At 49.5% G+C, this 22,140-nt stretch carries 18 protein-coding genes and 1 pseudogene; 12 read left to right on the forward strand and 7 right to left on the reverse strand.

Going from position 1 to position 22,140, the window contains the following annotated elements; genetic code table 11:
- A partial coding sequence (locus H7A02_00005) for a hypothetical protein (GenBank protein MCP5170636.1) occupies positions 1-1,034 on the reverse strand: 1,034 nt, incomplete at its 3' end.
- A gap of 96 nt (positions 1,035-1,130) precedes the next feature.
- Here H7A02_00005 and hldE point away from each other — a divergent pair.
- The gene (gene hldE / locus H7A02_00010) at positions 1,131-2,555 is read left to right on the forward strand and encodes a bifunctional D-glycero-beta-D-manno-heptose-7-phosphate kinase/D-glycero-beta-D-manno-heptose 1-phosphate adenylyltransferase HldE (GenBank protein ID MCP5170637.1); all 1,425 of its coding nucleotides are present in this window, start codon (positions 1,131-1,133) and stop codon (positions 2,553-2,555) included.
- 7 nt (positions 2,556-2,562) lie between these two features.
- Here hldE and H7A02_00015 read toward each other — a convergent pair whose 3' ends face one another.
- The gene (locus H7A02_00015) at positions 2,563-3,348 is read right to left on the reverse strand and encodes an aldo/keto reductase (GenBank protein MCP5170638.1); all 786 of its coding nucleotides are present in this window, start codon (positions 3,346-3,348) and stop codon (positions 2,563-2,565) included.
- A complete protein-coding gene (locus H7A02_00020; GenBank protein MCP5170639.1) occupies positions 3,338-4,582 on the reverse strand; it encodes an FAD-dependent oxidoreductase in 1,245 nt (414 codons plus the stop codon). Before H7A02_00020 ends, H7A02_00015 begins: the two co-directional genes overlap by 11 nt.
- Positions 4,583-4,734: 152 nt before the next feature.
- On the opposite strand from H7A02_00020, the gene waaA reads away from it, so the two are divergent.
- The gene (gene waaA, locus H7A02_00025) at positions 4,735-6,006 is read left to right on the forward strand and encodes a lipid IV(A) 3-deoxy-D-manno-octulosonic acid transferase (GenBank protein ID MCP5170640.1); all 1,272 of its coding nucleotides are present in this window, start codon (positions 4,735-4,737) and stop codon (positions 6,004-6,006) included.
- On the opposite strand, the gene H7A02_00030 is transcribed toward waaA, so the two are convergent.
- Positions 5,987-7,411, reverse strand: coding sequence for a TolC family outer membrane protein (locus H7A02_00030; protein MCP5170641.1), 1,425 nt, complete (start codon positions 7,409-7,411; stop codon positions 5,987-5,989). The genes waaA and H7A02_00030 overlap by 20 nt on opposite strands.
- Before the next feature lie 112 nt (positions 7,412-7,523).
- On the opposite strand from H7A02_00030, the gene H7A02_00035 reads away from it, so the two are divergent.
- The 9 genes and pseudogenes from H7A02_00035 to H7A02_00075 all read left to right on the forward strand — a co-directional run bounded on the left by H7A02_00035 (position 7,524) and on the right by H7A02_00075 (position 16,283).
- Positions 7,524-8,132 carry an NUDIX domain-containing protein gene (locus H7A02_00035; protein MCP5170642.1) on the forward strand — a complete coding sequence of 203 codons (609 nt, stop codon included), beginning with the start codon at positions 7,524-7,526 and terminating at the stop codon, positions 8,130-8,132.
- A 101-nt stretch (positions 8,133-8,233) separates the two neighbouring features.
- Positions 8,234-8,653: a DUF1249 domain-containing protein gene (locus tag H7A02_00040; GenBank protein MCP5170643.1), complete on the forward strand. Its 420-nt coding sequence runs from the start codon at positions 8,234-8,236 to the stop codon at positions 8,651-8,653.
- Between the two features lie 59 nt (positions 8,654-8,712).
- Positions 8,713-9,507, forward strand: a complete 795-nt coding sequence (locus H7A02_00045; protein ID MCP5170644.1) for a phosphodiesterase — start codon at positions 8,713-8,715, stop codon at positions 9,505-9,507.
- Between the two features lie 109 nt (positions 9,508-9,616).
- Entirely contained in the window at positions 9,617-10,189 is a 573-nt protein-coding gene (locus H7A02_00050) for an esterase YqiA (GenBank protein MCP5170645.1), read from the forward strand.
- Between the two features lie 30 nt (positions 10,190-10,219).
- A complete protein-coding gene (gene parE, locus H7A02_00055) occupies positions 10,220-12,103 on the forward strand; it encodes a DNA topoisomerase IV subunit B (GenBank protein MCP5170646.1) in 1,884 nt (627 codons plus the stop codon).
- Positions 12,104-12,266: 163 nt separating this feature from the next.
- Positions 12,267-14,516: a DNA topoisomerase IV subunit A gene (parC, locus tag H7A02_00060; protein MCP5170647.1), complete on the forward strand. Its 2,250-nt coding sequence runs from the start codon at positions 12,267-12,269 to the stop codon at positions 14,514-14,516.
- A gap of 315 nt (positions 14,517-14,831) precedes the next feature.
- Positions 14,832-15,017: pseudogene (locus tag H7A02_00065) on the forward strand (YqaE/Pmp3 family membrane protein).
- Between the two features lie 83 nt (positions 15,018-15,100).
- The gene (locus tag H7A02_00070) at positions 15,101-15,934 is read left to right on the forward strand and encodes a mechanosensitive ion channel (protein ID MCP5170648.1); all 834 of its coding nucleotides are present in this window, start codon (positions 15,101-15,103) and stop codon (positions 15,932-15,934) included.
- Positions 15,935-16,034: 100 nt separating this feature from the next.
- On the forward strand, positions 16,035-16,283 hold the full coding sequence (locus tag H7A02_00075; protein ID MCP5170649.1) for a GlsB/YeaQ/YmgE family stress response membrane protein: 249 nt from the start codon (positions 16,035-16,037) through the stop codon (positions 16,281-16,283).
- 85 nt (positions 16,284-16,368) lie between these two features.
- Here the strand turns inward: H7A02_00075 and aceK are convergent, their stop codons facing one another.
- The 3 genes from aceK to H7A02_00090 form a co-directional block, all read right to left on the reverse strand.
- The gene (gene aceK, locus H7A02_00080; GenBank protein MCP5170650.1) at positions 16,369-18,108 is read right to left on the reverse strand and encodes a bifunctional isocitrate dehydrogenase kinase/phosphatase; all 1,740 of its coding nucleotides are present in this window, start codon (positions 18,106-18,108) and stop codon (positions 16,369-16,371) included.
- A 69-nt stretch (positions 18,109-18,177) separates the two neighbouring features.
- A complete protein-coding gene (locus H7A02_00085; GenBank protein ID MCP5170651.1) occupies positions 18,178-18,852 on the reverse strand; it encodes a hypothetical protein in 675 nt (224 codons plus the stop codon).
- On the reverse strand, positions 18,764-19,864 hold the full coding sequence (locus H7A02_00090) for a hypothetical protein (protein ID MCP5170652.1): 1,101 nt from the start codon (positions 19,862-19,864) through the stop codon (positions 18,764-18,766). Before H7A02_00090 ends, H7A02_00085 begins: the two co-directional genes overlap by 89 nt.
- 148 nt (positions 19,865-20,012) lie before the next feature.
- Here H7A02_00090 and H7A02_00095 point away from each other — a divergent pair, with 148 nt between their 5' ends.
- Positions 20,013-22,115, forward strand: a complete 2,103-nt coding sequence (locus H7A02_00095; protein ID MCP5170653.1) for a TonB-dependent receptor — start codon at positions 20,013-20,015, stop codon at positions 22,113-22,115.
- Positions 22,116-22,140: the final 25 nt, after the last annotated feature.

Genomic DNA, 22,140 nt, shown 5'->3' on the forward strand with positions numbered 1-22,140 from the left:
TTGTTTCCGTGAAGTACAGCAAAATTCATTTTTATTCTACAGAAAAGGCAAGCGAGGCCAGCCAGCCATATGGAGTGATAGCGGTGTGCAAGTAAGATACTAGGTTGATATTGTTTAATGATTTTATAGAGCTTGTAAGTAGCAAACAATTTCAGGCCATTCATAGCGCTGTTCGATAAATTCATACACAAAACTTTGTCGGCAACTACTCGTTTGCGCTGGTTTTCGGGAAGACTTCCTTTTAAATAGATAACCACCAAGTGGTAATGGTTGCGGTCAAATGACCGCATGAATTGATTGGTAGAGTCCATAAGACCAGCTGTTGTGGTTGTTGGCCTAATTTGAATAACCGTTTCTTTTTTGCAGGTTTTGTTTGTGCTTGCTTGATCCAGAAACGGATCGGCAGATGAAGCTCTTTCCAGAAGTGGGCGGATATTTTTTGTTAACTGAGGGTCATCCAGCCCTTTGTTAAATTGCGTGAGATTTTTCGAAATCGCATTTCTGTCTTCATTGTACCGGCACAGATGATGAAAATTTCTTAGTCTTAGAGAGGCTGATAATGGGTGGTTATAAAAACTCATATCCGCAATATCAATCAAACCCAATTCGTTGTTGGGGGTCAGCACAACATTGCCGAGGTGCAACGAGCGGAAATAAATACCTTTATCATGGAGTTCTCGAATAAATTTGCCGAGCTTTTCCGCTAAAGCTTCATCAATGCCGTTGGGCAGGTTGCGCAGTGTGTTGCCGGTTAATGGTGAGTAGTGAACGGCTGTGCGCTGAATCGATGGAATACGATAAGTTTGAATGACGGAGATTGTTGGGATACCAAGTGCTCTTAGTTTGTTGGCATTTCGTGCAAAACGTTTTGAGTAGGGGCTAAAGCGGGCGGAGGTAATTAGCCTTTTTACACGGAAAAGCTTCAGGTAAGTGCCATCACGAAGTAATAGCACTTTGTCATCGTGGCTGTCAGCCTCAATGACAGTGGCGTCTTCTCTTAAGGTCAGGTAGGCCTCGTTTGACAGTTTTTTCATGCAAATTCCGTGTATTTTCAGCCAGCATTATACGAAGATGCCATATGCTAATATAGTGCGTTAGGATTGAAACCCATTGGTCAGTGGAAATAAAAAATGAAGTTGTCTACATCTCGCTTTGATGGCGCACAGGTTCTAGTGGTAGGCGATCTGATGCTCGATCGCTATTGGCACGGCGGAACCACGAGAATCTCGCCGGAGGCGCCGGTTCCCGTTGTGAATGTTTCCCAAACTGAGGATCGCGTCGGTGGTGCCGGGAATGTGGCGTTGAATATCGCTGCGTTGGGGGCTGGGGCGTCTGTACTTGGTGTGGTTGGGTGCGACGAGGCAGCTGAATCGTTAAGGTCCCGGCTGGAGGCAGCAGGCATATTTTGTGATTTTCAAGAGTCGAAAAGCAAACCGACTATTACCAAGTTGCGAATAATCAGTCGTCATCAACAGCTATTGAGACTGGACTTTGAAGAAAGTTTCAACCCTGAGGATGCGGCGGAATTGCCTGAAAAAATACAAAACCAACTGCCCGGACTGGGGGCTGTTATTCTTTCCGATTACGCCAAAGGCACGCTTTGTGAGCCGCAAAAACTGATTCAAATAGCGCGGCAGGCGGGTGTTCCGGTATTGGTTGATCCGAAGGGTACAGATTTTCAGAAGTACCGGGGTGCAACATTGATGACCCCGAATCTTGGAGAGTTCGAGGCAGTAGTGGGGCCGTGCTCTACGGAGCAGGAGCTGGTCGATAGAGGTATCCAGCTGCTGCAGGATCTGGATATGGAGGCTCTGCTGGTAACACGCAGTGAGCATGGCATGACGCTGATACGCGGCAATATGCCTGCGTTGCATCTGCCTGCCAGGGCGCGAGAAGTTTTTGACGTCACGGGTGCCGGTGATACGGTGATTTCGGTTTTAGCAACGGCTTTGGCTGCGGGGTCTGATTTGCCTGAAGCGGTATCGATGGCAAATATCGCTGCGGGTATTGTGGTTGGTAAGCTGGGTACAGCTACCGTTAGCATGCCTGAGCTACGGCGGGCGATACAACAGGAGCAGGGCTCGGAACGTGGTGTGGTCAATGAGGAGCAGCTAATGGTTGATATCGCCGATGCGCGCGCCCACGGTGAGAAAATTGTTTTTACTAACGGTTGTTTTGACATCCTCCATGCCGGGCATGTGGGTTATCTGGAGCAGGCCCGCAAACAAGGTGACAGGTTGGTACTGGCTATTAATTCGGATGCCTCGGTTAAGCGCCTGAAAGGAGAAGGGCGGCCGATTAACCCTGTTGAGCGACGCATGGCGGTATTGGCGGGTTTAGAGGCTGTCGATTGGGTGGTTTCTTTTGATGATGATACGCCGGAAAGATTGCTTGAACTGATCAAACCGGATGTGCTGGTAAAAGGTGGTGACTACAGTCGTGAGCAAGTGGTGGGTTGGGAGATCGTTGAAAGTTATGGTGGTGAAGTAAAGGCACTGGATTTTCTGGATAACTGTTCCACTACGGCCATTGTGGAGCAGATACGCGAAAAATAAACAGGCATTATTGCGCAGCGGCGATGGCATTCTCTACATTGTTTAACAGATGGTTCGGGCTAATTGTGCCAACAATGGCACTGCTGACACCGGGATGCGCAAAAATCATATCAAAACTTTTTTGTACCGGATTGCTTCCTTCCAGAGTGGCGTGACCGCTGGCTAATGCTTTTTTGATAAAAACGCCTTTGTCGTGCTGCTGGCAATAATCAATAACGGGAACCTCATGGTGATATTCAAGATTCCAGGTAACCATCACGCCGTCCGATAATTCTGCTGCGAGCAGTCCCCCTTCAACGGTTTTGCTGGACATGCCAAAGGCGCGGATTTTGCCTTCGGCTTTTAATGTTGCCAGTGTGTCAAAGACTTCACACTGCTCAATAATGTGTGAATCATTGCCGTCGGAATGAACCATCACTATATCAATAGTTTCAGTTCGCAGGCGCTTTAAGCTTCGTTCAATCGAAAGGCGGGTATGTGCCGCTGAAAAGTCAAAACGGGACTGGCCGTTATCAAATTCTTCCCCCACCTTCGAGCAAATAACCCAGTCATCAAGTTGCCCTTTTAACAGTTGCCCCAATCGCTCCTCGCTGTTGCCATAGGCTGGCGCAGTATCAATCAGGTTTATGCCCACATCTTTGGCAAGCGATATGAGATTCAAGGCGTCACGGTCATCAGGGATATTGAACGTGGTCGGGTATTTCACGCCGAGGTCTCGGCCGAGTTTTACCGTGCCCAGGCCGAGAATACTCACGTCGATGCCGGTACTGCCAAAACGGCGCTTAGGAAGCATGGTTGACTTCCTCAGTTGATGATTCAAAAGCTGTCTGCCAGGGCGTTGGTGCGAGCGTCGGCCTGCTTAGAAAATCAATCTTTGGGATTTCGGCATGGGCGGGTTTAACTCCACGAGTTTGCAACAGCGCAATCACTTCGTCGGCCAGATTTGGTGAAAGCGTCAGCTTGGTCGGCCAAGTCGCGAGTACATTGCTACGGCTATCAATTGGTGCGGCAAAAGCTTTGTCCGGACGGGCAAAGTTGCGCTGCCTGGGTTCCGCTCGATCAACTGGCAGCGCGGCCCATTTAGCAGCAGACAAATCCACCCAAGGCAATAGCTCGCCAAGCTCCTGTTTTGCGCATGCGATGACGTCTTCGGGTGACTGATGAACGCCCTTTTCTGCCAGTGAACCGCCCAGGTACCATACTTGAGAGCCGTCTTCGCAGGGATGACTGGATATGGTGAGCCTGGGGGTGGTCTCAGCGCCAAGACAATGGCCAAAAAAACGGTGGGGATAGTGATGTTTTATCATCACTTGCTGGAGCGGCCGGGTTTGGGTTTTAGGCGCTTGTGCCCCAAGTGCGTTGAGTAACTGTTCGTTACCTCTGCCTGCTGAGAGGATAAATTGCGTGGCGTTGAGCCGCAAGCACTTGCCGTGGTACTCAAAATCAATGGCGGCGACACCGTTATCGTTGCTCCACTGGGCGCGGCTCCAGTCAATTTTGAAAATCCTGTTGGGGTGATTATCAGCCAGTTTTTTGACCACTTCAGGCACATTCAGAACCATATCCACTAACTTGTACAAACTACCCTTGAAACCCGAATGTTGGAAGATTTCAGGCCGCTGTGCAGGCTTCACTTTTTGCACACGGCCTCGAGTAGCTTTGCTGGCAAAAAAAGTCGACATTTTCGAAACGGCACTATTGCTGGACCACATAAAAAAATGGTCGCTGAGTATGCCAACACCTGTTAAGTCGACATCGCCTTCACCTCTTAAGCAGGCGCGCCAGTGGTCCGGCATATCCGCGATGGCTTCTGATGCCCCGCTCAGTGTTCCGCCCAGGGTGTATTTTATGCCGCCGTGAATCATGCCCTGGCTGGCAACAGTTTGGTCACTACCCAGCGCAGATTGTTCAAAAAGAATGGCGTTATAGCCAGCGCTGACGAGCCGGTTTAACAGCCATAATCCTGCAATTCCCCCGCCGATGATGGCAATATCTACATTGATTGTTTGTTCTGGATGATCCGGCATGCCTGAAATTAAAGCTCGTCTACTAAATCGTCGCGATAGTATAGCCTGACATGTACGCTTGCGGTCTGCTTATTTCCCGTTATGCTGGCTGCGATTGAAATACGGTTGTTGCCGATTAAAGGTGGTGGCCCGAGACAAAGATAAAATTAAAAATGACGCGATTGCTCTACACATTGTTGTTTTACTTGTTAACGCCGTTTATTTTGTTGCGGCTGTTATGGCGCAGTACAAAAGCACCGGAGTATCGCCGTCGCTGGGGTGAACGCTTTGGTTTTGTGCCAACAATTGATCCCGGAAAGCGGGTGATTTGGGTTCACTCGGTATCGGTAGGTGAAACTCTGGCAGCCTTACCCCTGATAAAATCGTTGCAACATCTCCATCCCTCTGCGCAAATAGCAGTAACGACCACCACGCCGACCGGCTCCGCGAGAGTGTTATCTGCATTTGGAGACAGTGTTTACCATGTCTACGGACCCTATGATTTGCCTGGCTCTCTGGGGCGCTTTCTGAAGCGGGTGCATCCCGATTTGCTGATCATTATGGAAACAGAGCTGTGGCCAAACCTTATTCATTGTTGTGATAAGCGAAGAGTGCCTGTGGTAGTGGCGAATGCTCGCTTGTCCGAAAAATCAGCTGCGGGTTATCGGAAGTTTTCGCAGCTGACGGAGCAGATGCTAAAAAAGATAACGTGCATTGCCGCGCAGCATTCAAATGATGCCGAGCGGTTTTTGGCGCTTGGATTACCGGAGGGGCAAGTTACAGTGACCGGGAATATCAAGTTTGATTTAGCCATCGATGACGAAATTCGTCAGCAAGCGGCAGCGCTGAAATCGCAGTGGAGCGGGTCATCTGAACGGCCAGTATGGTTGGTAGCCAGTACGCATCGGGGAGAGGATGAGGTGATTCTCGATGCACTGAGTACGATACTTGCAACCTGTGCTGAGCTGTTGCTGGTTCTTGTACCTCGCCATCCAGAGCGCTTTGATGAAGTCGCAGAACTTTGTCAGCAACGAAAAATCTCTTTTGTTCGACGCAGTGGCGGCAAGCCGCCGGAGGCTCAACATCAGGTGTTGCTTGGCGACAGCATGGGAGAGCTGCTGTTGTTTTTGGGGGCTTGTGATATCGCCTTTGTCGGTGGCAGCCTGGTGCCGGTTGGAGGACACAATTTGATCGAACCTGCCGCCTGGGGGGTGCCGGTGCTCAGCGGCCCGGAACTGTTCAATTTTACGGAGGCTTCGCGACTGCTTCTGGATGCCGGGGGGATGAAAATATGCAATTCTGCTGATGAAATTTCCCGGCAAGTGATTAGTTTGCTGGAGGACAGATCATCTGCCCTCGCGATGGGCGTAGCCGCAAGGCAAGTGGCAGAAAATAACCGGGGCGCGTTAACGAAGTTACTGGCGCTTATTGAGCGCCAGCTCTGAGTACTTGCAGTTGTGGATCAAGCCAGGCATTGAGTTGATAGATATCATCCGGACTTAGCTGGCCGGCGACGGCCTTCAGGTTTAACAGACTGCTGATGTAATCGTAACGCGCATTGGCGTAGTTGCGTTTGGCCTGAAACAGGTTGCGTTGAGCCAGCAAAACGTCGACGATATTCCGCGTGCCAACATCATACCCTGCCTGGGTTGCTTCCAGAGCGCTCTGAGCAGAGGTAATGGACTGTTTTCTGGCTTTTACTCTGGCACTATCGGTTACCACCTGCAAGTGCTGGGAACGCGCTTGCTGAACGGTATTTCTTTGGCTGGCAATAAAGTTTTCCTGAGCCTGGATAAACTGTTGGTAGGCCTGGCGACGTTGGGCGCTGGTCAGCCCACCGGTAAATAATGGAATCTCCAGCCGCAGCGCGGCGGTGTGGCCATCCTGGTCGCTAAACGATGGGCTGTTCAATGGATTGCCGTTGCCATCCAGGCCGTTAAACTCGGAGTCCGAATGGTTGTTGTAGTAAGAGAGGCTTCCTGTCAGCGTAGGAAGATGCTCAGACTTTTTTGACTTCGCGTTTTGCTGGGCAGCTTCTCTGGCAAAACGCGCAGACTGTAATGAAAAATTGTTTTGCAGCGAAAACTGTACCCAATCTTCGCTGTTAACCGGGTCGGGCTTTGCAACGGGGAAATTGTCAACCAGTCCGGCAAGCTGGGTATGGCTTTGACCTGTCAATACACTGAGTGCTTCAAAGGCGATATCCAGTGCGCCGCGAGCCTCCAGCGTGTTGACTGTCGCGTCATCAAATGTTGCCTGGGCTTCGTGAACATCAGTAATGGGTAGCAAGCCAACTTCAAAGCGTTCTCTGGTTTGCTCAAGCTGGCGCTGAATGGCGGTCTCCTCGGCTTGTGCGGTGCTGAGATTTTCCTGAGCCCGCAAGACGTTAAAATAGGCTTCAGTTACCCTCAGGATCATGGCCTGCTGATCAGCGCCAAATTGCGCCTGTGCTTGAAGACTGAGCTGTTTGCCCTGCTGAAAACCGAACCAGGCTGATAAGTCGAATAGTGGCTGTGTCAGGCTAAGACTGTAATGTTCCGAATCAACTTCGGTGTCTCCCTCTCTACCGGAGCCGGTTGTCTGTGTGAACACGGTCCGGGACGAATCCTCAGAGTCTGTTTCAGAATATTCGCCTACAGCAGAAATAACCGGCAGTAGCGATGCCCGGCCGATATTTTTTGATTCCTGCCCCGCCAGGTAAGCTGCGCGATCAGCGCGTAGTTGAGGATCATTTTGCAGCGACTGTTCATAAATTTCTGAGAGTGTTTCAGCTGAGGTATGAAAAGCGATGCACATCGCGGACAACAGCGCTGTATAGAGTGCGAAGCGGGTTGGTTTGGCAGCAGACATGGTGAATCCTTGCGATCAATCCGGAATGGGTCTCGGGGGAGTCTACCAGATTTTGTAGACAGTCATAAGCGTACTGGATAGAGTGGAAAAATAATCAGAAAGGAAATAGTGAATGGCATTCCCGGATCATCAGTTCTCCAGCAAAGACGTTGAGATTCTGCAGGAGCGTACGGTTTATAAAGGTTTCTTCCGGATGCAGGAAATACAGCTTCGTCACCGTTTGTTTGACGGTGGCTGGAGCCAGGTTGTTGAACGTGAACTGATGCGCAGGGGAGAAGCCGTTGGCGTGATACCCTACGATCCCGAGAATCGGCTTATCGGGCTGGTAGAGCAGTTCAGGGTCGGTGCTATTGCGGATGGTGATCACTGGTTGTTTGAGCTTGTTGCCGGAATGCGCGATGGTTCCGAGCCTGCTGAACAGGCTGTTGAGCGTGAGTTGCTGGAAGAGTCAGGGCTGGTAGCCAGGGAATTGCATGAAATCTGTGATTGCTGGGTGAGTCCTGGTGGTACGGACGAAAAAGTCCGGCTTTTTTGTGCTATTGCTGATCTTTCGGGGGCTGCCGGGGTTTTTGGTATGCCAGATGAGCATGAAGATATTTTGTTTCATGTGCTGCCAGAGGCGGATGTTTATCGGGCGCTGGAGCAGGGCAAGTGCAATAATTTTGCTACGGTTGTAGCGCTGCAATGGTTGCAGTTAAACCAGGAAAAGCTGATCGGATAGACAAAAAATGAGTGGTTTATCTCATTTTTCCCATTAAAGTGTGAACTGTGCACGGGAAACAGAGGTGTTAATTGAGATACAAAGTCGACTTAAAGCGTTATATGGCTGATTGTGAGGCCAACTACGCACGGCTTCTGAAGTTGTTTCCCAACCTCGCCGAGGATTCGGAAAGGTTGATCGGGTTGCAGCATGGAGGCGATCGGGTGGTGATGCTTTCCGTGCTGGAAAGGACGCCTTATACCTCGCTGGTTATGCTGCAGCAGTGTCGACAGGAAACCGCAGTTGCCGCGTGGCTCAGGCTGCCGCAAATGCGCATTCGCCTTTACCATGATGCGAGGGTTGCCGAAGTGGTTGATTTTGAAGGCGCCAGAAGCCCCAGGCCTCGCTGCGATTATCCTAACGGACGCATGCATCAGCGAGACGAAAAAGCACAATGGAACCGGTTTTTAGCAGAGTGGTTGTCGCAGTGCATTAAGTTTGGTTATTGCGCGGAGGTCCAATATGAACCCGCAGTTGATTAGCTGAATGAGTAGCGGCGTCTTTACAGAGATGGGTGCTGTTGCGAGGAATAAAAAGGATAATGTCATCTTTGTCTAATAATGCAGTACGTGTTGTGCAGGTCACCGATCCGCATATAGGTGAGACTGAGGCTTTCTCCCTTGCCGGGGTCAATACGTTGCAGAGCTTTGAGGCTGTCATGCAGGCATTGGAAGCCTGTGAGTATGAATTGCTGGCCGTTACCGGAGACATTGCTGCAGAAGGGGCTTGGGGTGCATACAGGCTCTTTGCCGAGGTGATGTCTAAGTCCAGAGTGCCCTTTGCCTGGTTGCCTGGCAATCACGACCGGTTTGATGTGATGTGCGAGCAGATCGCAAGTCAGCCATTCAGAGAGAGCCTGGATTTCGCCAACTGGCGATTGTTGTTTTTGAACAGTGCGGTCAGCGGGCAGGTGGCTGGTTGGCTCGATGATAGTCAGTTCGCGCTGTTGCATTCGGCTATCAACTCGGATGATGACAAATCAATTGCCATTTTTATTCATCACCCGCCTTCGCCAGTGGGTTGCGACTGGCTTGACAAGCAACGGGTATCAAACAGTGAACAATTGGCGGATTTGCTGAAAGGCTGCAAAAAAGTCAAAGCCATTTTTACCGGCCATGTACACCAGGAAAGCCAATGTTATTGGCACGGGATTCCGGTTTATACCTCTCCGTCTACCTGTGTTCAATTTGCGGAGAATAGTGCTGAGTTTTCTCTCAGTAATAAGGGCCCGGGTTATCGCTGGATTGACTTCCTTGATGACGGACAGTTAAAGACGGGTGTTCGTTATATTGTGGCTGAGGGGCAGACGGTTGATCAGACCTGTATGGGTTACTAGGGCCTGTTAACCTTAATGCGGTGTTAGTACAAATTCGATCCATTATTTCAAGCTACTATTTCTTTTACCACTGGTTATAATCAGGCGCATTCTGATATGGGCGGAAGTCATGCCGTTTTTATTACACCTGCATGGGTACAACAGTTCTCCGGACTCACTGAAAGTCCAGCAAACCGAACAATGGTTGAGGCAACAGGATCTGGGCATAGAGCTTGTTTGCCCCGCCTTGAGCCCTTTCCCTTGTGAGGCGATTGGACAAATCGAAAAAATACTGCAAACGCGAGCTGGGCGGCCGATTGGGTTGGTGGGCAGCTCCATGGGTGGTTTTCTGGCAACCTGGCTGGCGCAAAAGTACCAACTAAAAGCCGCTTTGATTAATCCTGCGGTAAGGCCTTACAGATTGATTGAGAGAATTTTGGGGCCTAATACTAACAGCCATACCGGAGAGCAGTTTATATTGGAGCCGCATCATCTTGATGAGTTTCGGTCGTTTGAGGTTGATACCCTTGATAATCCTCAAGACTTTCTGGTGCTCTTGCAAACAGGGGATGAAGTGCTGGATTATCGCGAGGCAGAACAAAAATATCATGACTGTCACTTAAAAATAGAGCAGGGCGGTGACCACGGTTTTCAGCATTACCCACGACATTTGCCGGAAATTATTGAATTCCTGCAATCCTGATTCAGCTTTTGGAATGATTTGATCAAACGAATGAGTAACTACACAGCAGAAGATATTGAAGTCCTGACAGGGCTGGACCCGGTTAAAAAGCGACCGGGAATGTACACGGATACGACACGACCCAATCATCTGGCCCAGGAAATTATCGATAACAGCGTTGATGAGGCGTTAGCGGGACATGCCAGCCGTTTGGATTTGGTGCTACACAAGGATGGTTCAGTAACGGTCAGTGATGATGGTCGCGGCATGCCCGTAGATATTCATCCCGAGCAGGGGCTACCGGGTGTCGAGGTAATTCTCTGTACTCTCCATGCCGGCGGTAAGTTTTCTAATAAAAACTATCAGTTTTCCGGCGGGCTTCATGGGGTTGGTGTGTCGGTAGTTAATGCGTTGTCTTCCCGGCTGGAAGTGACGATTCGTCGAAATAGCAATGTCTACAGGATGGGGTTTAGCGGCGGTGTGAAAGCCTCCGATCTTGCGGTAATTGACAGTTGTGGCAAACGCAACACCGGAACAACGGTGCGTTTTCAACCCGACCCCCAATATTTTGATTCCATCAAATTTTCGATTCCGCGGCTGAAGCACGTGTTGCGAGCCAAGGCCGTACTTTGTGCCGGTTTACAGGTGTCGTTTAAAGACGAAGCCAGCGGTGACGCCGAAGAGTGGTGTTACGAAGATGGTTTGCACGATTACCTGCGTGGCGCTACATCAGGCTGGGAAACGGTTCCAGCGGAACCGTTTATTGGTTCCTTCTCATCGGAAGGAGAAGCGGTAGATTGGGCGGTACAGTGGTTGCCTGAAGGGGGAGAGCTGACACAGGAAAGCTACGTTAACCTGATTCCTACCGCACAGGGTGGAACTCACGTCAACGGCATGCGGACCGGGCTTCTGGAAGCCATGCGGGAATTTTGCGAGTTCCGCAATCTGTTGCCACGTGGTGTCAAGTTGACCCCGGATGACGTTTGGGATAAGTGCTGTTTTGTGCTGTCGTTTAAACTGGAAGACCCGCAGTTTTCCGGGCAAACCAAAGAGCGATTATCGTCCCGAGAAGCGGCGGCCTTTGTTTCCGGAGTGGTTAAAGATGCGTTTAGTTTATGGCTCAATCAACACACAGAGGACGCAGAACGCCTTGCCGAAGCTTTCATCAGCAATGCGCAGAAACGGCTGCGAGCCAGTAAAAAGGTCGCTCGTAAAAGAGTCACTTCCGGGCCGGCATTGCCGGGTAAACTGGCTGATTGTTCGGCGGCCAGCCCCGAACAAAGTGAGTTGTTTCTGGTAGAGGGGGATTCGGCAGGAGGCTCTGCGAAACAGGCCCGCAACCGTGAAAATCAGGCGATCATGCCGCTACGTGGCAAGATTTTAAATACCTGGGAAGTGGACAGTCAGGAGATTCTCGCCTCCCAGGAAGTACATGATATTTCGGTGGCACTGGGCATTGATCCGGCAAGTGATAATCTGGAAGGTTTGCGCTACCACAAGATTTGTATCCTCGCCGATGCTGACTCGGACGGCTTGCACATTGCCACGTTGCTGTGCGCATTATTTGTCAGACATTTTCGTCCGTTGGTGACAGCTGGTCACGTGTATGTTGCGATGCCCCCTCTGTACCGTATTGATGTGGGCAAAGAGGTGTATTACGCACTGGATGAGGCTGAAAAACAGGGAGTGCTTGACCGAATTGAGGCTGAAGGCAAGCGTGGCAAAGTCAATGTTCAGCGCTTTAAAGGACTTGGCGAAATGAATCCGCTGCAGCTTCGTGAAACCACGATGGATCCGGATACCCGGCGACTGGTGCAGTTGCGAATAGAGGCCGGAGATAAAACCAATCAGGTTCTGGATATGCTGCTGGCCAAAAAGCGCGCCTCTGATCGCAAATCCTGGCTGGAAAAGAAGGGCAATCTTGCCGAAATATAGGAAATGTTGAGCAGCTGGCTCGCAGGGTTCGATAATGTTTTTTCTGTCGACAATTCGTGTTGATGAACGATAAGTTCGGTTTTTTACAGAGAATGCTTACCCGAATCCTCACCAAAAATACTTTACAGCGCTCCTCCAATTTTAATGGGCGATAAGTGAAACCATGAATACGACATTGCTTGATGAGTCTGCAGAATATCTGCCGCTGCGGGAATATGCCGAGAAGGCTTATCTCGATTACTCCATGTACGTGATACTTGACCGTGCGCTGCCACATATTGGTGATGGTCTGAAGCCGGTACAACGGCGCATTGTGTATGCGATGAGTGAGCTGGGCTTGAAATCCAGTGCCAAGTACAAGAAATCGGCTCGCACCGTGGGGGACGTGATTGGCAAGTTCCACCCGCACGGTGACAGTGCTTCGTATGAAGCCATGGTTCTAATGGCCCAGCCTTTTTCGTACCGGTATCCATTGGTGGATGGGCAGGGTAACTGGGGTTCACAGGATGATCCCAAATCATTTGCTGCCATGCGTTACACGGAATCGCGCCTTGCCAAGTATGCAGAAGCACTGTTATCCGAACTGGGGCAGGGTACGGTTGATTGGGTGCCCAATTTTGACGGAACGCTGGATGAGCCTGAGGTGTTGCCAGCCCGTGTTCCCAATGTGCTGCTCAACGGCACGACAGGGATTGCGGTGGGTATGGCAACAGATATCCCACCTCACAATCTCAACGAAGTTGTCAGCGCCTGCCTTCGTTTGCTGGATGAACCTAAAGCGACGGTCGCTGATCTCTGTGAACACATTCTGGCGCCGGATTACCCGACTGAGGCCGAGATTGTTACGCCTCGAGAAGAAATTATCAAAACCTATGAAACCGGTCGCGGCAGTCTGAAAATGCGAGCCGTCTGGCAGAAAGAAGATGGTGATATTGTCGTCACCGCTCTTCCTCACCAGTGTTCTGGCGCGAAGGTGCTGGAACAGATTGCCAGTCAGATGCAGGCAAAAAAATTGCCGATGGTGGCCGACCTGCGAGATGAGTCCGATCATGAAAATCCGGTCAGACTGGTGATTGTGCCGCGGTCCAACAGGGTTGACCTGGAAGGGTTGATGAGCCATTTGTTTGCTTCCACGGATCTGGAGAAAAACTACCGTATCAATTTGAATATGATCGGTACAGATGGCAGGCCTTCGGTTAAGCCTCTGAATACCATCCTTGGTGAGTGGTTGCACTTTCGTACCGAAACAACCCGGCGTCGGTTGCAATACCGGTTGGAAAAAGTGGAGAAGCGGCTGCACTTACTTGAAGGTTTGCTGATAGCATTTCTTAATATTGATGAAGTGATCAGTATTATTCGTACTGAGGATGAGCCAAAGCCGGTTTTGATTCAGCGATTCAGCCTGAGTGATATGCAGGCGGAATATATTCTGGACACCAAGCTGCGTCAGTTGGCTCGTCTGGAGGAAGTGAAAATTCGCGCCGAGCAGGAAGAGCTGGCAAAGGAAAAAGCCGAGCTGGAAACATTGCTGGGGTCTGCAAGACGGCTGAAAACACTGGTTCGCAATGAACTGATGGCAGCGGCTGAAGAGTTTGGTGATGCGCGCATGAGTCAGTTGCGTGAGCGTGCCGAAGCTAAAGCCTTTAGTGAAAAAGATTTGATGACAACCGAGCCTGTCACTGTTGTGTTGTCAGAAAAAGGCTGGATTCGTGCGGCCAGAGGGCATGACATCGATCCCGAGTCGTTAAGTTATAAGTCCGGAGACAAATTTTTAGCGGCAGCAAAAGGGCGTAGTAATCAGAATGTTATTTTGCTGGATTCAACCGGACGTAGTTATGCCTTACCTGCCCACACTTTACCTTCGGCGCGAGGGCAGGGCGAGCCCGTTACTGGTCGACTGAATGCACCAGCCGGTGCTGTTTTTTGTGCCCTTTTGCTTGGAGACGAAGATCAAGCTGTGCTTATGGCGAGCGATGCGGGTTATGGTTTTATCGGGAAATTGGGTGACTTCCATACCAAAAACCGTGCTGGTAAAGCGGCTTTGTCATTACCCAAGGGCGCTAAAGTGTTAGCTCCCACACCTGTTGCCGGTGTTGAACATCGTTTGATTGCAGCTGTTAGTAATGAGGGCCGTATGCTGGTTTTCCCGTTGTCTGATTTGCCGCAGTTGGCAAGAGGTAAAGGGAACAAAATTATTAATATCCCTTCTTCGCGCTTGCAGTCCCGTGATGAATATGTGGTAGCAGTGGCGGTGGTTGCCGAAGGAGAGCAATTGCTGGTCCATTCCGGCAAGCGCTACCTAAACCTCAAGTTAAGTGATCTTGAGCATTACCGTGGAGAACGAGGTCGGCGTGGCAACAAATTGCCTCGCGGGTTCCAGAAGGTGGATTGCGTTGAGGTGGTTGCAAGTTAGGAGGGTTAACCGTAAAGGGTGCTCAGTCTGTAGCCATACCTTGCCTTTTGGTGCGTGTTTGGGTCAAGTGAGTCACCGTTCACACTGACAGCCATTTTCAAGCATAGCGTTGTCAATTCAGCCAATGCCGACAGGCCGGGTGTCGCTAACTGAGTTTTTAGCCGGTTTTATCTATACCCTGATATCGGGCGATAGGCCTTTACCTAATGGCGGTTTTTGCCTATATTGGCCGGTCTTGGAAAATGTGATCTGTGTCACACTTTGTGGTTTTCCAGATTTGAGTCTAAAAATAACAAAGAGGTATCCATAGGATGGATAACAAAAATACTGGTAATTATTGCTTCGCTGCTTCTGTCGCCGCGCGCGTTTTTTCTCAAAACGGGTGCGTGAAAGGGTCTGGTCATCAACGTTATTCTGTGTCTGTTACTCATGGTACCAGGCGTTATTCATGCCCTGCGTATTTCTCTTCAATATAGTAGCGAAATAATAGTAGCGAAATAATTTGATCGTCAGTTTTGGGATGTAATTTCGGTTTTTTGATTTTGAAACAGTAAATATCATTAAATATTTTATGGAGAATGAGTATGGAACAGTGGTTTAACGAAGAGACACTGGGCGCCGTTCAGGAATATGTACTGATTTACGGCTGGAAGATCTTGATGGCCCTGGTCATCTTTATTGTGGGTCGCATGGTTGCGCGGTGGATGCGCAATTTCACAGAGAAAATGTTGAAAAAACAGGCTGTAGACGAAGCAATCCAGCATTTTGTCAGCGCTCTGGTGTACTACATTTTATTTGTATTCGTGGTTGTGGCTGCGCTTGGACAGTTGGGTATCCAAACGGCTTCTTTCGTTGCCATTATTGGTGCCGCTGGTTTGGCTGTTGGTTTGGCCCTGCAGGGCTCGCTGGCAAACTTTGCCGCAGGGGTGCTCATCTTGTTGTTCAAACCATTTAAAGTGGGTGACTTCATTGAGGCGGCTGGCACCTCCGGCGTCGTGAAGAAAATTTTGATTTTCACTACAGAACTTCATACTGGCGATAACAAGAAAGTGATTATTCCTAATGGTGCGGTAAGTTCTGGCACTATCACGAACTATTCGGCCAACGATACTCGCCGAGTGGATCTGGTGATGGGTATCGGTTATGACGATGATATTGATAAGGCCAAGCGCGTTCTCGAAGAAGTGGTAGCTGCCGATGCTCGCGTGCTTAAGGATCCTGCACCAACTATTGCGGTAGTGGAACTTGCGGATAGCAGCGTTAATTTTGTGGTTCGTCCCTGGGTTAATTCCGGTGACTACTGGGGCGTCTATTTTGGTTTGACGGAAGCGGTCAAGAAACGGTTTGATCAGGAAGGTATTTCGATTCCGTACCCACAACGGGATGTTCACTTGCACCAGGCTGGCAGTGGAAACTAATCCTGATACGGCGCGGCTAACGCTGCGCCGTATTGAGTCTGTCAGTATGAGTTTGAAACAGGTTTGTTCAAATAGTTTTTGAGGTAAGCAGGAGAATAGCATGGGTTTTTTTACGTGGATCATTTTAGGTTTGATTGCAGGCGTTCTTGCTAAATGGCTTATGCCTGGCAAGGATGGTGGTGGAATGATCGTAACGATCCTGTTGGGTATTGCCGGTGCATTTGTCGGCGGCTGGTTTGCTGCATTACTGGGCTTTGGATCTGCAGACGGTTTTAATATTCCCAGTATTATTACTGCGACGCTGGGCGCATTATTGCTGCTTTTTGTGTATCGACAAGTACAAAAATAACGGATTGCCGTTATTTTTGCGAATGGTAACGGGTGTTTTCCCGGCGGCTATTCTTCTTTTTGTAGGCTGTAGGGTTCTCTCCAGATTAGCGTCGGAAACGACGCTTTCTGCGATAGGGGAAAACATCGACGATTTTCCCGCTTTTGATTTTATTCTGTAGTTCCTGCCAGAACGCGACCTTGTAGATATCACCGTGCATATCCTCAAAGGCTTTGCGGGCGGAGGGGTTGCCGGCAAAGAATAACCGGAATTCTTCCGGAAAAATGTCATTTGGGCCAACGCTATACCAGGGCTGTGAGGCCATTTCCTGTTCCTCGGTTTGTGGCTCCGGTATCTTGCGAAAATTGCAGTCCGTGAGCGGGCAAATTTCGTCGTAGTCATAAAACACCACGCGGCCGTGACGGGTAACACCAAAGTTTTTTAGCAACATATCCCCGGGAAAAATGTTGGCTGCAGCGAGCTGCTTGATAGCATTGCCGTACTCTTCGATAACACTGCGAGTCTGCTCTTCATCGGCAGTTTCGAGGTACAGGTTCAGCGGCGTCATGCGTCGCTCGGTATAGAGTAGCTTGAACAGCAGGCCGTTGCCTCGAATTTCTATCTGCGAAGGGGCTACTTCTTTGAGTTCTGCCAAGAGTTCGTTGGAGAATCGATCCAGTGGCAGTGTCATATTGATAAAGCTGAGTGTATCAGCCATTCGACCAATGCGGTCATGACGAGAAACCATCTTGTATTTTTCCATGACGATCTCGTGGGTCACTTCCTTGGGCGGGTCAAATTTGTCTTTGATAATCTTGAAGACGATATCGTAGGACGGCAGTGTAAACACCGACATCACCATGCCCTTGATACCAGGTGCAATGACGAATTGATCGCTTGAGTTGCGCAGGTGATTGACAAGGTCACGAAACAGTTCGGTCTTGGCATGAATCGGAAAGCCCAGCGAGGTGTAGATTTCATAATCTGCCTTATGGGGCAGTAACTCTTTCAGAAAATGTACATACTCGTAGGGCAGTGGAGCGTCCACCATGAAATGGGTGCGTGCGAAACTGAAAATCACGCTCATTTCTTCCCGGTTGAAAATCGCGGTGTCGATAAACAGGCTACCCTGCTCGTTGTTGAGTACCGGAAATATAAACGGGAATAAACGATCGCCGTCTATAATTCTGCCAACGATATAGGCTGCTTTGCTACGATAGAAAACAGATTCCAGCAGATCAAACTTGAGCGAGCTGAAGTCGGAAGTGGTTTGCTGAAGAACCTCACTTTCAAACTCTGCTGTTATATTGGTGATATCACGCGGCTTGTTCTCATAAGGTAGCGAAAATTCCACATCGTCCAGCAGCTGTTCAAACAGTTTTTCAGGTGAAGAGGCATTTTCATAGCGGATGAAAATGCTGTATTCAGCTTCAGGAATACTTTTTAGCTGTGATGAGAGCACGTAAATCAGGTCATCATCAATCTTGTCATGATCGTTAACATCGCCGAAAACAGAATTGAAAAATGTTTCGGCAATTTCAAAATTGGGAAAGTTGAAAACCAGCTGTGTGTACGCCAGTTTGGCCTGTCGCCACAATTCCAGATCGGTGATGTCTTTGTTGGTGATGGTAGGCAGCAACTCAGATACCTGTTTGACCTTGGTTTTGTAGAGTTCCATTCGCGCAACGTTGGCTTGCTGGCCACCATGCCAGTCGGCTTTCTCAAAGCGTGCTTTGGCGCTGAGGGTGACGTTCTGGTAATCGGCAAAATAGCTGCGGAAGCCGTTAATAATAATTTTTGCTATACGTCTGGCGGTGCTACTGACAGGCACCTGGGGGTTGCTCATGATGAATCCTCAATACGTCGGGTCGCGGCATGCAGGCCGTTACTGGTCTTTAGCAAAAAACCGAGAGCGTTACAGTTTCAGCTCGCTTCGCAATTGCTTTACATGTTCGCGCTGTACGTCTTTATCCAATGGTGTGCCCGACGTTTCTTCCAGCAGTGTTTCCGGTAGCGGGAACGTCATCCCCTCCGCGAGCTGGCGACATAATAACCGGTAGCAATCCCTGAATCTGGGGAAGCTGACGGTTTCAGGCTCATTGTGTAACAGGTACCAGCCAGTCTGTTTGCCTGCGTGATATACAATGGGGTGCGACCAGTTGAAAGCTGCTTTTGGACTGCTGGCAGAGCAGGCCTCAAGATAGGCCGCTCTGAGAGGTGGCGTTCCTTCGCCTGCTATTTGTTCTTCGCAGCAGTTGATCATCCGGTGCAGGGTGGGCAAATATTCCGATTGTTCAATGATCTGTCGGGCACCCATTAAAACCTGCTGAGGGGTGAACCTGGCCAACGATTCGAGCCACAGTTTTTTCGCCTGGTTGACTAGCTGCGTATCGCCAAAAGCCGCGTGATACTGATTGTGAAAGTTGATGCGAAACAGGGCGAACACCTGATTGATAGCATTTTGTAATTCGACATTGCCAGAGGTGGTATTACGCTGTTGCTTACTGGGCCCAGCTTCTGTCTGTGAGGTCTTCTTCAAGGCTTCTACGTCGCGTACTGATTGCTTGACCAGTGAGTTGCTGTCTTTCATGTTCATCATCCTGTTGCCAGTTGCAGTGTTGCGCCCACTGGCGTTTTACCTGTTGCAAAAATTTGGTGTTCCAAGAATTATAGACCTTACCACTTTCCTGCCAATAGAGAACAAACTCGGCAATTTGTTGCTCGGCGAAAGGGCGAGGAATGTTGGCCAGCGTCAGCACTTCGAATAAAGACTCACTGGGTTGCCAGTTCGAAGGCAAAGGTTTGGGCTCGGAGTCGTGTTCCATGGCGCATGTGTATCGTGCCCATTGCCGCTTCACGTGGCTAATGAAACGAGAATTCCAGGTACTTGACGGTTCACCACGCTCTTGCCAGTAAAGAACGAACTCCGGGACGGCGTCAATGCAGAAATTCGGGTTAATGCCGGATTGCCGGGTCAGTATTTCCAGCGCGTCTCTGGACGGTTGCCAGGTGTTATGCATCAGGGTTTCTTTACCCTGTCGGGCAATCTGTTGCTGTTGGTCACGCCAGGCATGCAGAACACGCTTGATAAACTTACTGCCCCAGCTGTACTGAGGTTCACTGCGCTCGGACCAGTAGGTGGTAAATTCCGGAATCTGCTGCTCAATGAAGGATTGCGGAATATTGTATTGGGCCAGCTGGCGTAGCGTGTCACTGCAAGGTTGCCAGTGGCTGGGAATTAACGCAGCACTGCTTTTGTTGGTGGCTCGCGCCGCAATGCCTTGCCGGTTTGTCTGGCAGCTCGAATCGAAAGAAAAGACCAATTTGCCGTATTCAGCAATGGGGGGTGAGTTGACCTGTAATACGCCCTTGTCTCTGAGGCTGAAAATCACTCTTTGCAAGTCGCCGGTATTCCAGAAGGGCAAGAAGTGTAGCAGTTGCGGTGTTGTTGCACTAAACCAGCTGTCTTCAGGTGGCTTTTCTGATGTGAGGCAGTGCTCTGTTATTTCCCCCAGAATATGCAATAGTACGGCTTCTTCAAGCCCGATAGTGGCTGCCAGTGAAGGTGATATAACCAGTGCTTTTTCGGGAATAAGAGACATTGGACCACTTTAACAGAAAGCTTTTCCCGAGTTTAGCTAATTACTGGTGGTCTGGAGAAATTGGTGCCTGTGAGCGCTTGCCAGATAACAACAGCCTGACCTTTGCTGGTGTGCAGAGTCAGGTTAGAATGCAGAAAAAACAATAGACATGGACAGTGTTGTGTGGCAAACCTTTCTTATTAATCAATGCGATCCCAGTTTTAGAGAATGGCGTTTTTGCCGCTTTCTGCTCATTCTGTTTTTAGCTGTTCTCGTGCCTGCCCTGTCATCGGCACACCATCTGACAGAAGAGGATTATTTTGTCGAGATTTCCATGGTTATTTCGGCTACACGTCTGCCGCAGCCGGTTACCGATACACCCGTGGCTATTACCGTTCTTGATAGGCCAATGATTGAGGCTTCCGGTTTTATAGAAATTCCTGATCTGTTTCGGCTGGTGCCCGGTTTTCAGGTGGGGCTTAGCTGGCGCGACCACCATACCGCCGTGACTTACCATGGTCAGTCGGATGGCCTCTCTCGCCGTATGCAGGTTCTGATTGACGGACGTGTTGCTTTGGGAACACTGTTTGGAATAGTCGATTGGGATCGTCTTGGTATAACTGTTGATGACATTGAGCGTATTGAAGTAGTGCGGGGCCCAGCGGGTGTTGCCTATGGTTCCAATGCGTTTATCGGTGCAATTAATATTGTCACTAGAGAACCTTTTGCTAACCCGGGCTGGCGCTTTAGTTCTGCCAATGGTAGCCGGGACACGGAGTTGTTTAATGCGCAATACGCTCACTCTAGCGATAAGTTTGATTACAGGGGGTCCTTTAGTTATTTCAATACGGACGGCTTTGCAGGTGTCAATGACGAATCCAGATCTCGGTCCGGGCGTTTTCAGGGTCGTTATCAGGTGGATTCATCAGCATTGCTTGATTTTCAGCTGGGTTACGCTGAGGGGCCCTGGGGTAGAGGTGCAATTGGGATCCCCATAGATCCGGTAGGTGAGAAGGAAGCAAAGGAACAGTACGCCAATATTCGGTTTACTCGTTCATCATCTCCTGGCAATGAATGGTATATACAGCTAGGGGCCAGTGAGTCGTCAGAGGAGGATAGGGTTGATGCGGGATTGTTGTCTGGTCTAATAGGCGTTTCTCCTTCTCAAGTTCCTCTTCTTGTTGATGGACAAGTTGATCAAATGATAACAGTACGAGTATTTGATTACGTATCTAGTCGTGTGGATGCAGAATTTCAGCAGCAATTGTTGTTGGGGGTGAACATTCGCGCGGTATGGGGGGTTGGTTATCGGTTAGATGATGTAAATGGCCTCCCTATGATAGGGCTTCGAGAGAAAGAAAGTGTGGAAACCTATAGAGTTCAGGGTAACTTCGAACTAAAGGTTTTCGAGAGCGTGTTGTTTAATGCAGGTGTAATGTATGAAGATAATGGTTTGAATGGTGCCGAAATTTCACCACGCTTGGGTTTGAATTACTCTGTCGCTGACAATCATGTACTGCGATTATCTGTGGCAGAAAGCAGTCGCCAACCTTTTATCGCTGAAGCGTTTCACGATTCATCTGTGCGGTTTAATGATGGCAGTGTTTTGGATCAAGTACAGTTATCGTTAGAAGTATTAGAGCCGGAAGAGTTACTTAGTTACGAGTTGGGTTACATTGGCTCTCTGTTTCGCGGGAGGTTGGATGTTGATGTCAAGCTTTTCAGGGAGGAGTTCGACAATGAAATAGAGTTTATTGCTAACCCCCTTTATTCAGAAGCGATATCTTTGTTCAACACGGGGGCAATTCTCAATTTCAATGGAGGCGCAACCGAAATTACCGGGGCAGAGCTCGGGTTTAAGTGGCAGGTATCCAACAATACCCGTGTCTGGGGCTCGTACGCTTATGCCGAAGCCGATCAGCATTGCCAGCCGATGGCCTTCCGTTGCTTTGCTAGTAGCGATGCCACACCTAAAGTCACTGGCAGCTTGCTGATTTCACATAGTTTTGGTGATGATTGGCAAATTAGCGCAGGCTATTACTATCTCGGCGAAATGACCTGGATTTTCTGGGGTTGTGACGCTGCACTTGATTGCGATACCCCCTCATATGACCGAGTAGATGTGCGTTTGGCGAAAACCCTCCGCCTGCCCAAGGCCGACTTGAAGTTGGAATTGATTGGGCAGAACCTTGGTGCTGATTACATTGAATTCAATAAACGTAATGTATTTGAAACGCGCGCTTTCGTGCGAGCTTCCTTGCAGTTTCACTAAAGGCTAGACTAGCTTCTTACCATCC

It is taken from the genome of Pseudomonadales bacterium (genome assembly GCA_024234435.1).
Lineage (GTDB): Bacteria > Pseudomonadota > Gammaproteobacteria > Pseudomonadales > Porticoccaceae > JACKOF01.

Coding starts and splice junctions, on each gene's coding strand:
- hldE (MCP5170637.1), top strand. CDS start 1,131: ATGAAGTTGTCTACATCTCGCTTTGATGGCGCACAGGTTCTAGTGGTA.
- H7A02_00015 (MCP5170638.1), bottom strand. CDS start 3,348: ATGCTTCCTAAGCGCCGTTTTGGCAGTACCGGCATCGACGTGAGTATT.
- H7A02_00020 (MCP5170639.1), bottom strand. CDS start 4,582: ATGCCGGATCATCCAGAACAAACAATCAATGTAGATATTGCCATCATC.
- waaA (MCP5170640.1), top strand. CDS start 4,735: ATGACGCGATTGCTCTACACATTGTTGTTTTACTTGTTAACGCCGTTT.
- H7A02_00030 (MCP5170641.1), bottom strand. CDS start 7,411: ATGTCTGCTGCCAAACCAACCCGCTTCGCACTCTATACAGCGCTGTTG.
- H7A02_00035 (MCP5170642.1), top strand. CDS start 7,524: ATGGCATTCCCGGATCATCAGTTCTCCAGCAAAGACGTTGAGATTCTG.
- H7A02_00040 (MCP5170643.1), top strand. CDS start 8,234: ATGGCTGATTGTGAGGCCAACTACGCACGGCTTCTGAAGTTGTTTCCC.
- H7A02_00045 (MCP5170644.1), top strand. CDS start 8,713: ATGTCATCTTTGTCTAATAATGCAGTACGTGTTGTGCAGGTCACCGAT.
- H7A02_00050 (MCP5170645.1), top strand. CDS start 9,617: ATGCCGTTTTTATTACACCTGCATGGGTACAACAGTTCTCCGGACTCA.
- parE (MCP5170646.1), top strand. CDS start 10,220: ATGAGTAACTACACAGCAGAAGATATTGAAGTCCTGACAGGGCTGGAC.
- parC (MCP5170647.1), top strand. CDS start 12,267: ATGAATACGACATTGCTTGATGAGTCTGCAGAATATCTGCCGCTGCGG.
- H7A02_00070 (MCP5170648.1), top strand. CDS start 15,101: ATGGAACAGTGGTTTAACGAAGAGACACTGGGCGCCGTTCAGGAATAT.
- H7A02_00075 (MCP5170649.1), top strand. CDS start 16,035: ATGGGTTTTTTTACGTGGATCATTTTAGGTTTGATTGCAGGCGTTCTT.
- aceK (MCP5170650.1), bottom strand. CDS start 18,108: ATGAGCAACCCCCAGGTGCCTGTCAGTAGCACCGCCAGACGTATAGCA.
- H7A02_00085 (MCP5170651.1), bottom strand. CDS start 18,852: ATGAAAGACAGCAACTCACTGGTCAAGCAATCAGTACGCGACGTAGAA.
- H7A02_00090 (MCP5170652.1), bottom strand. CDS start 19,864: ATGTCTCTTATTCCCGAAAAAGCACTGGTTATATCACCTTCACTGGCA.
- H7A02_00095 (MCP5170653.1), top strand. CDS start 20,013: ATGGACAGTGTTGTGTGGCAAACCTTTCTTATTAATCAATGCGATCCC.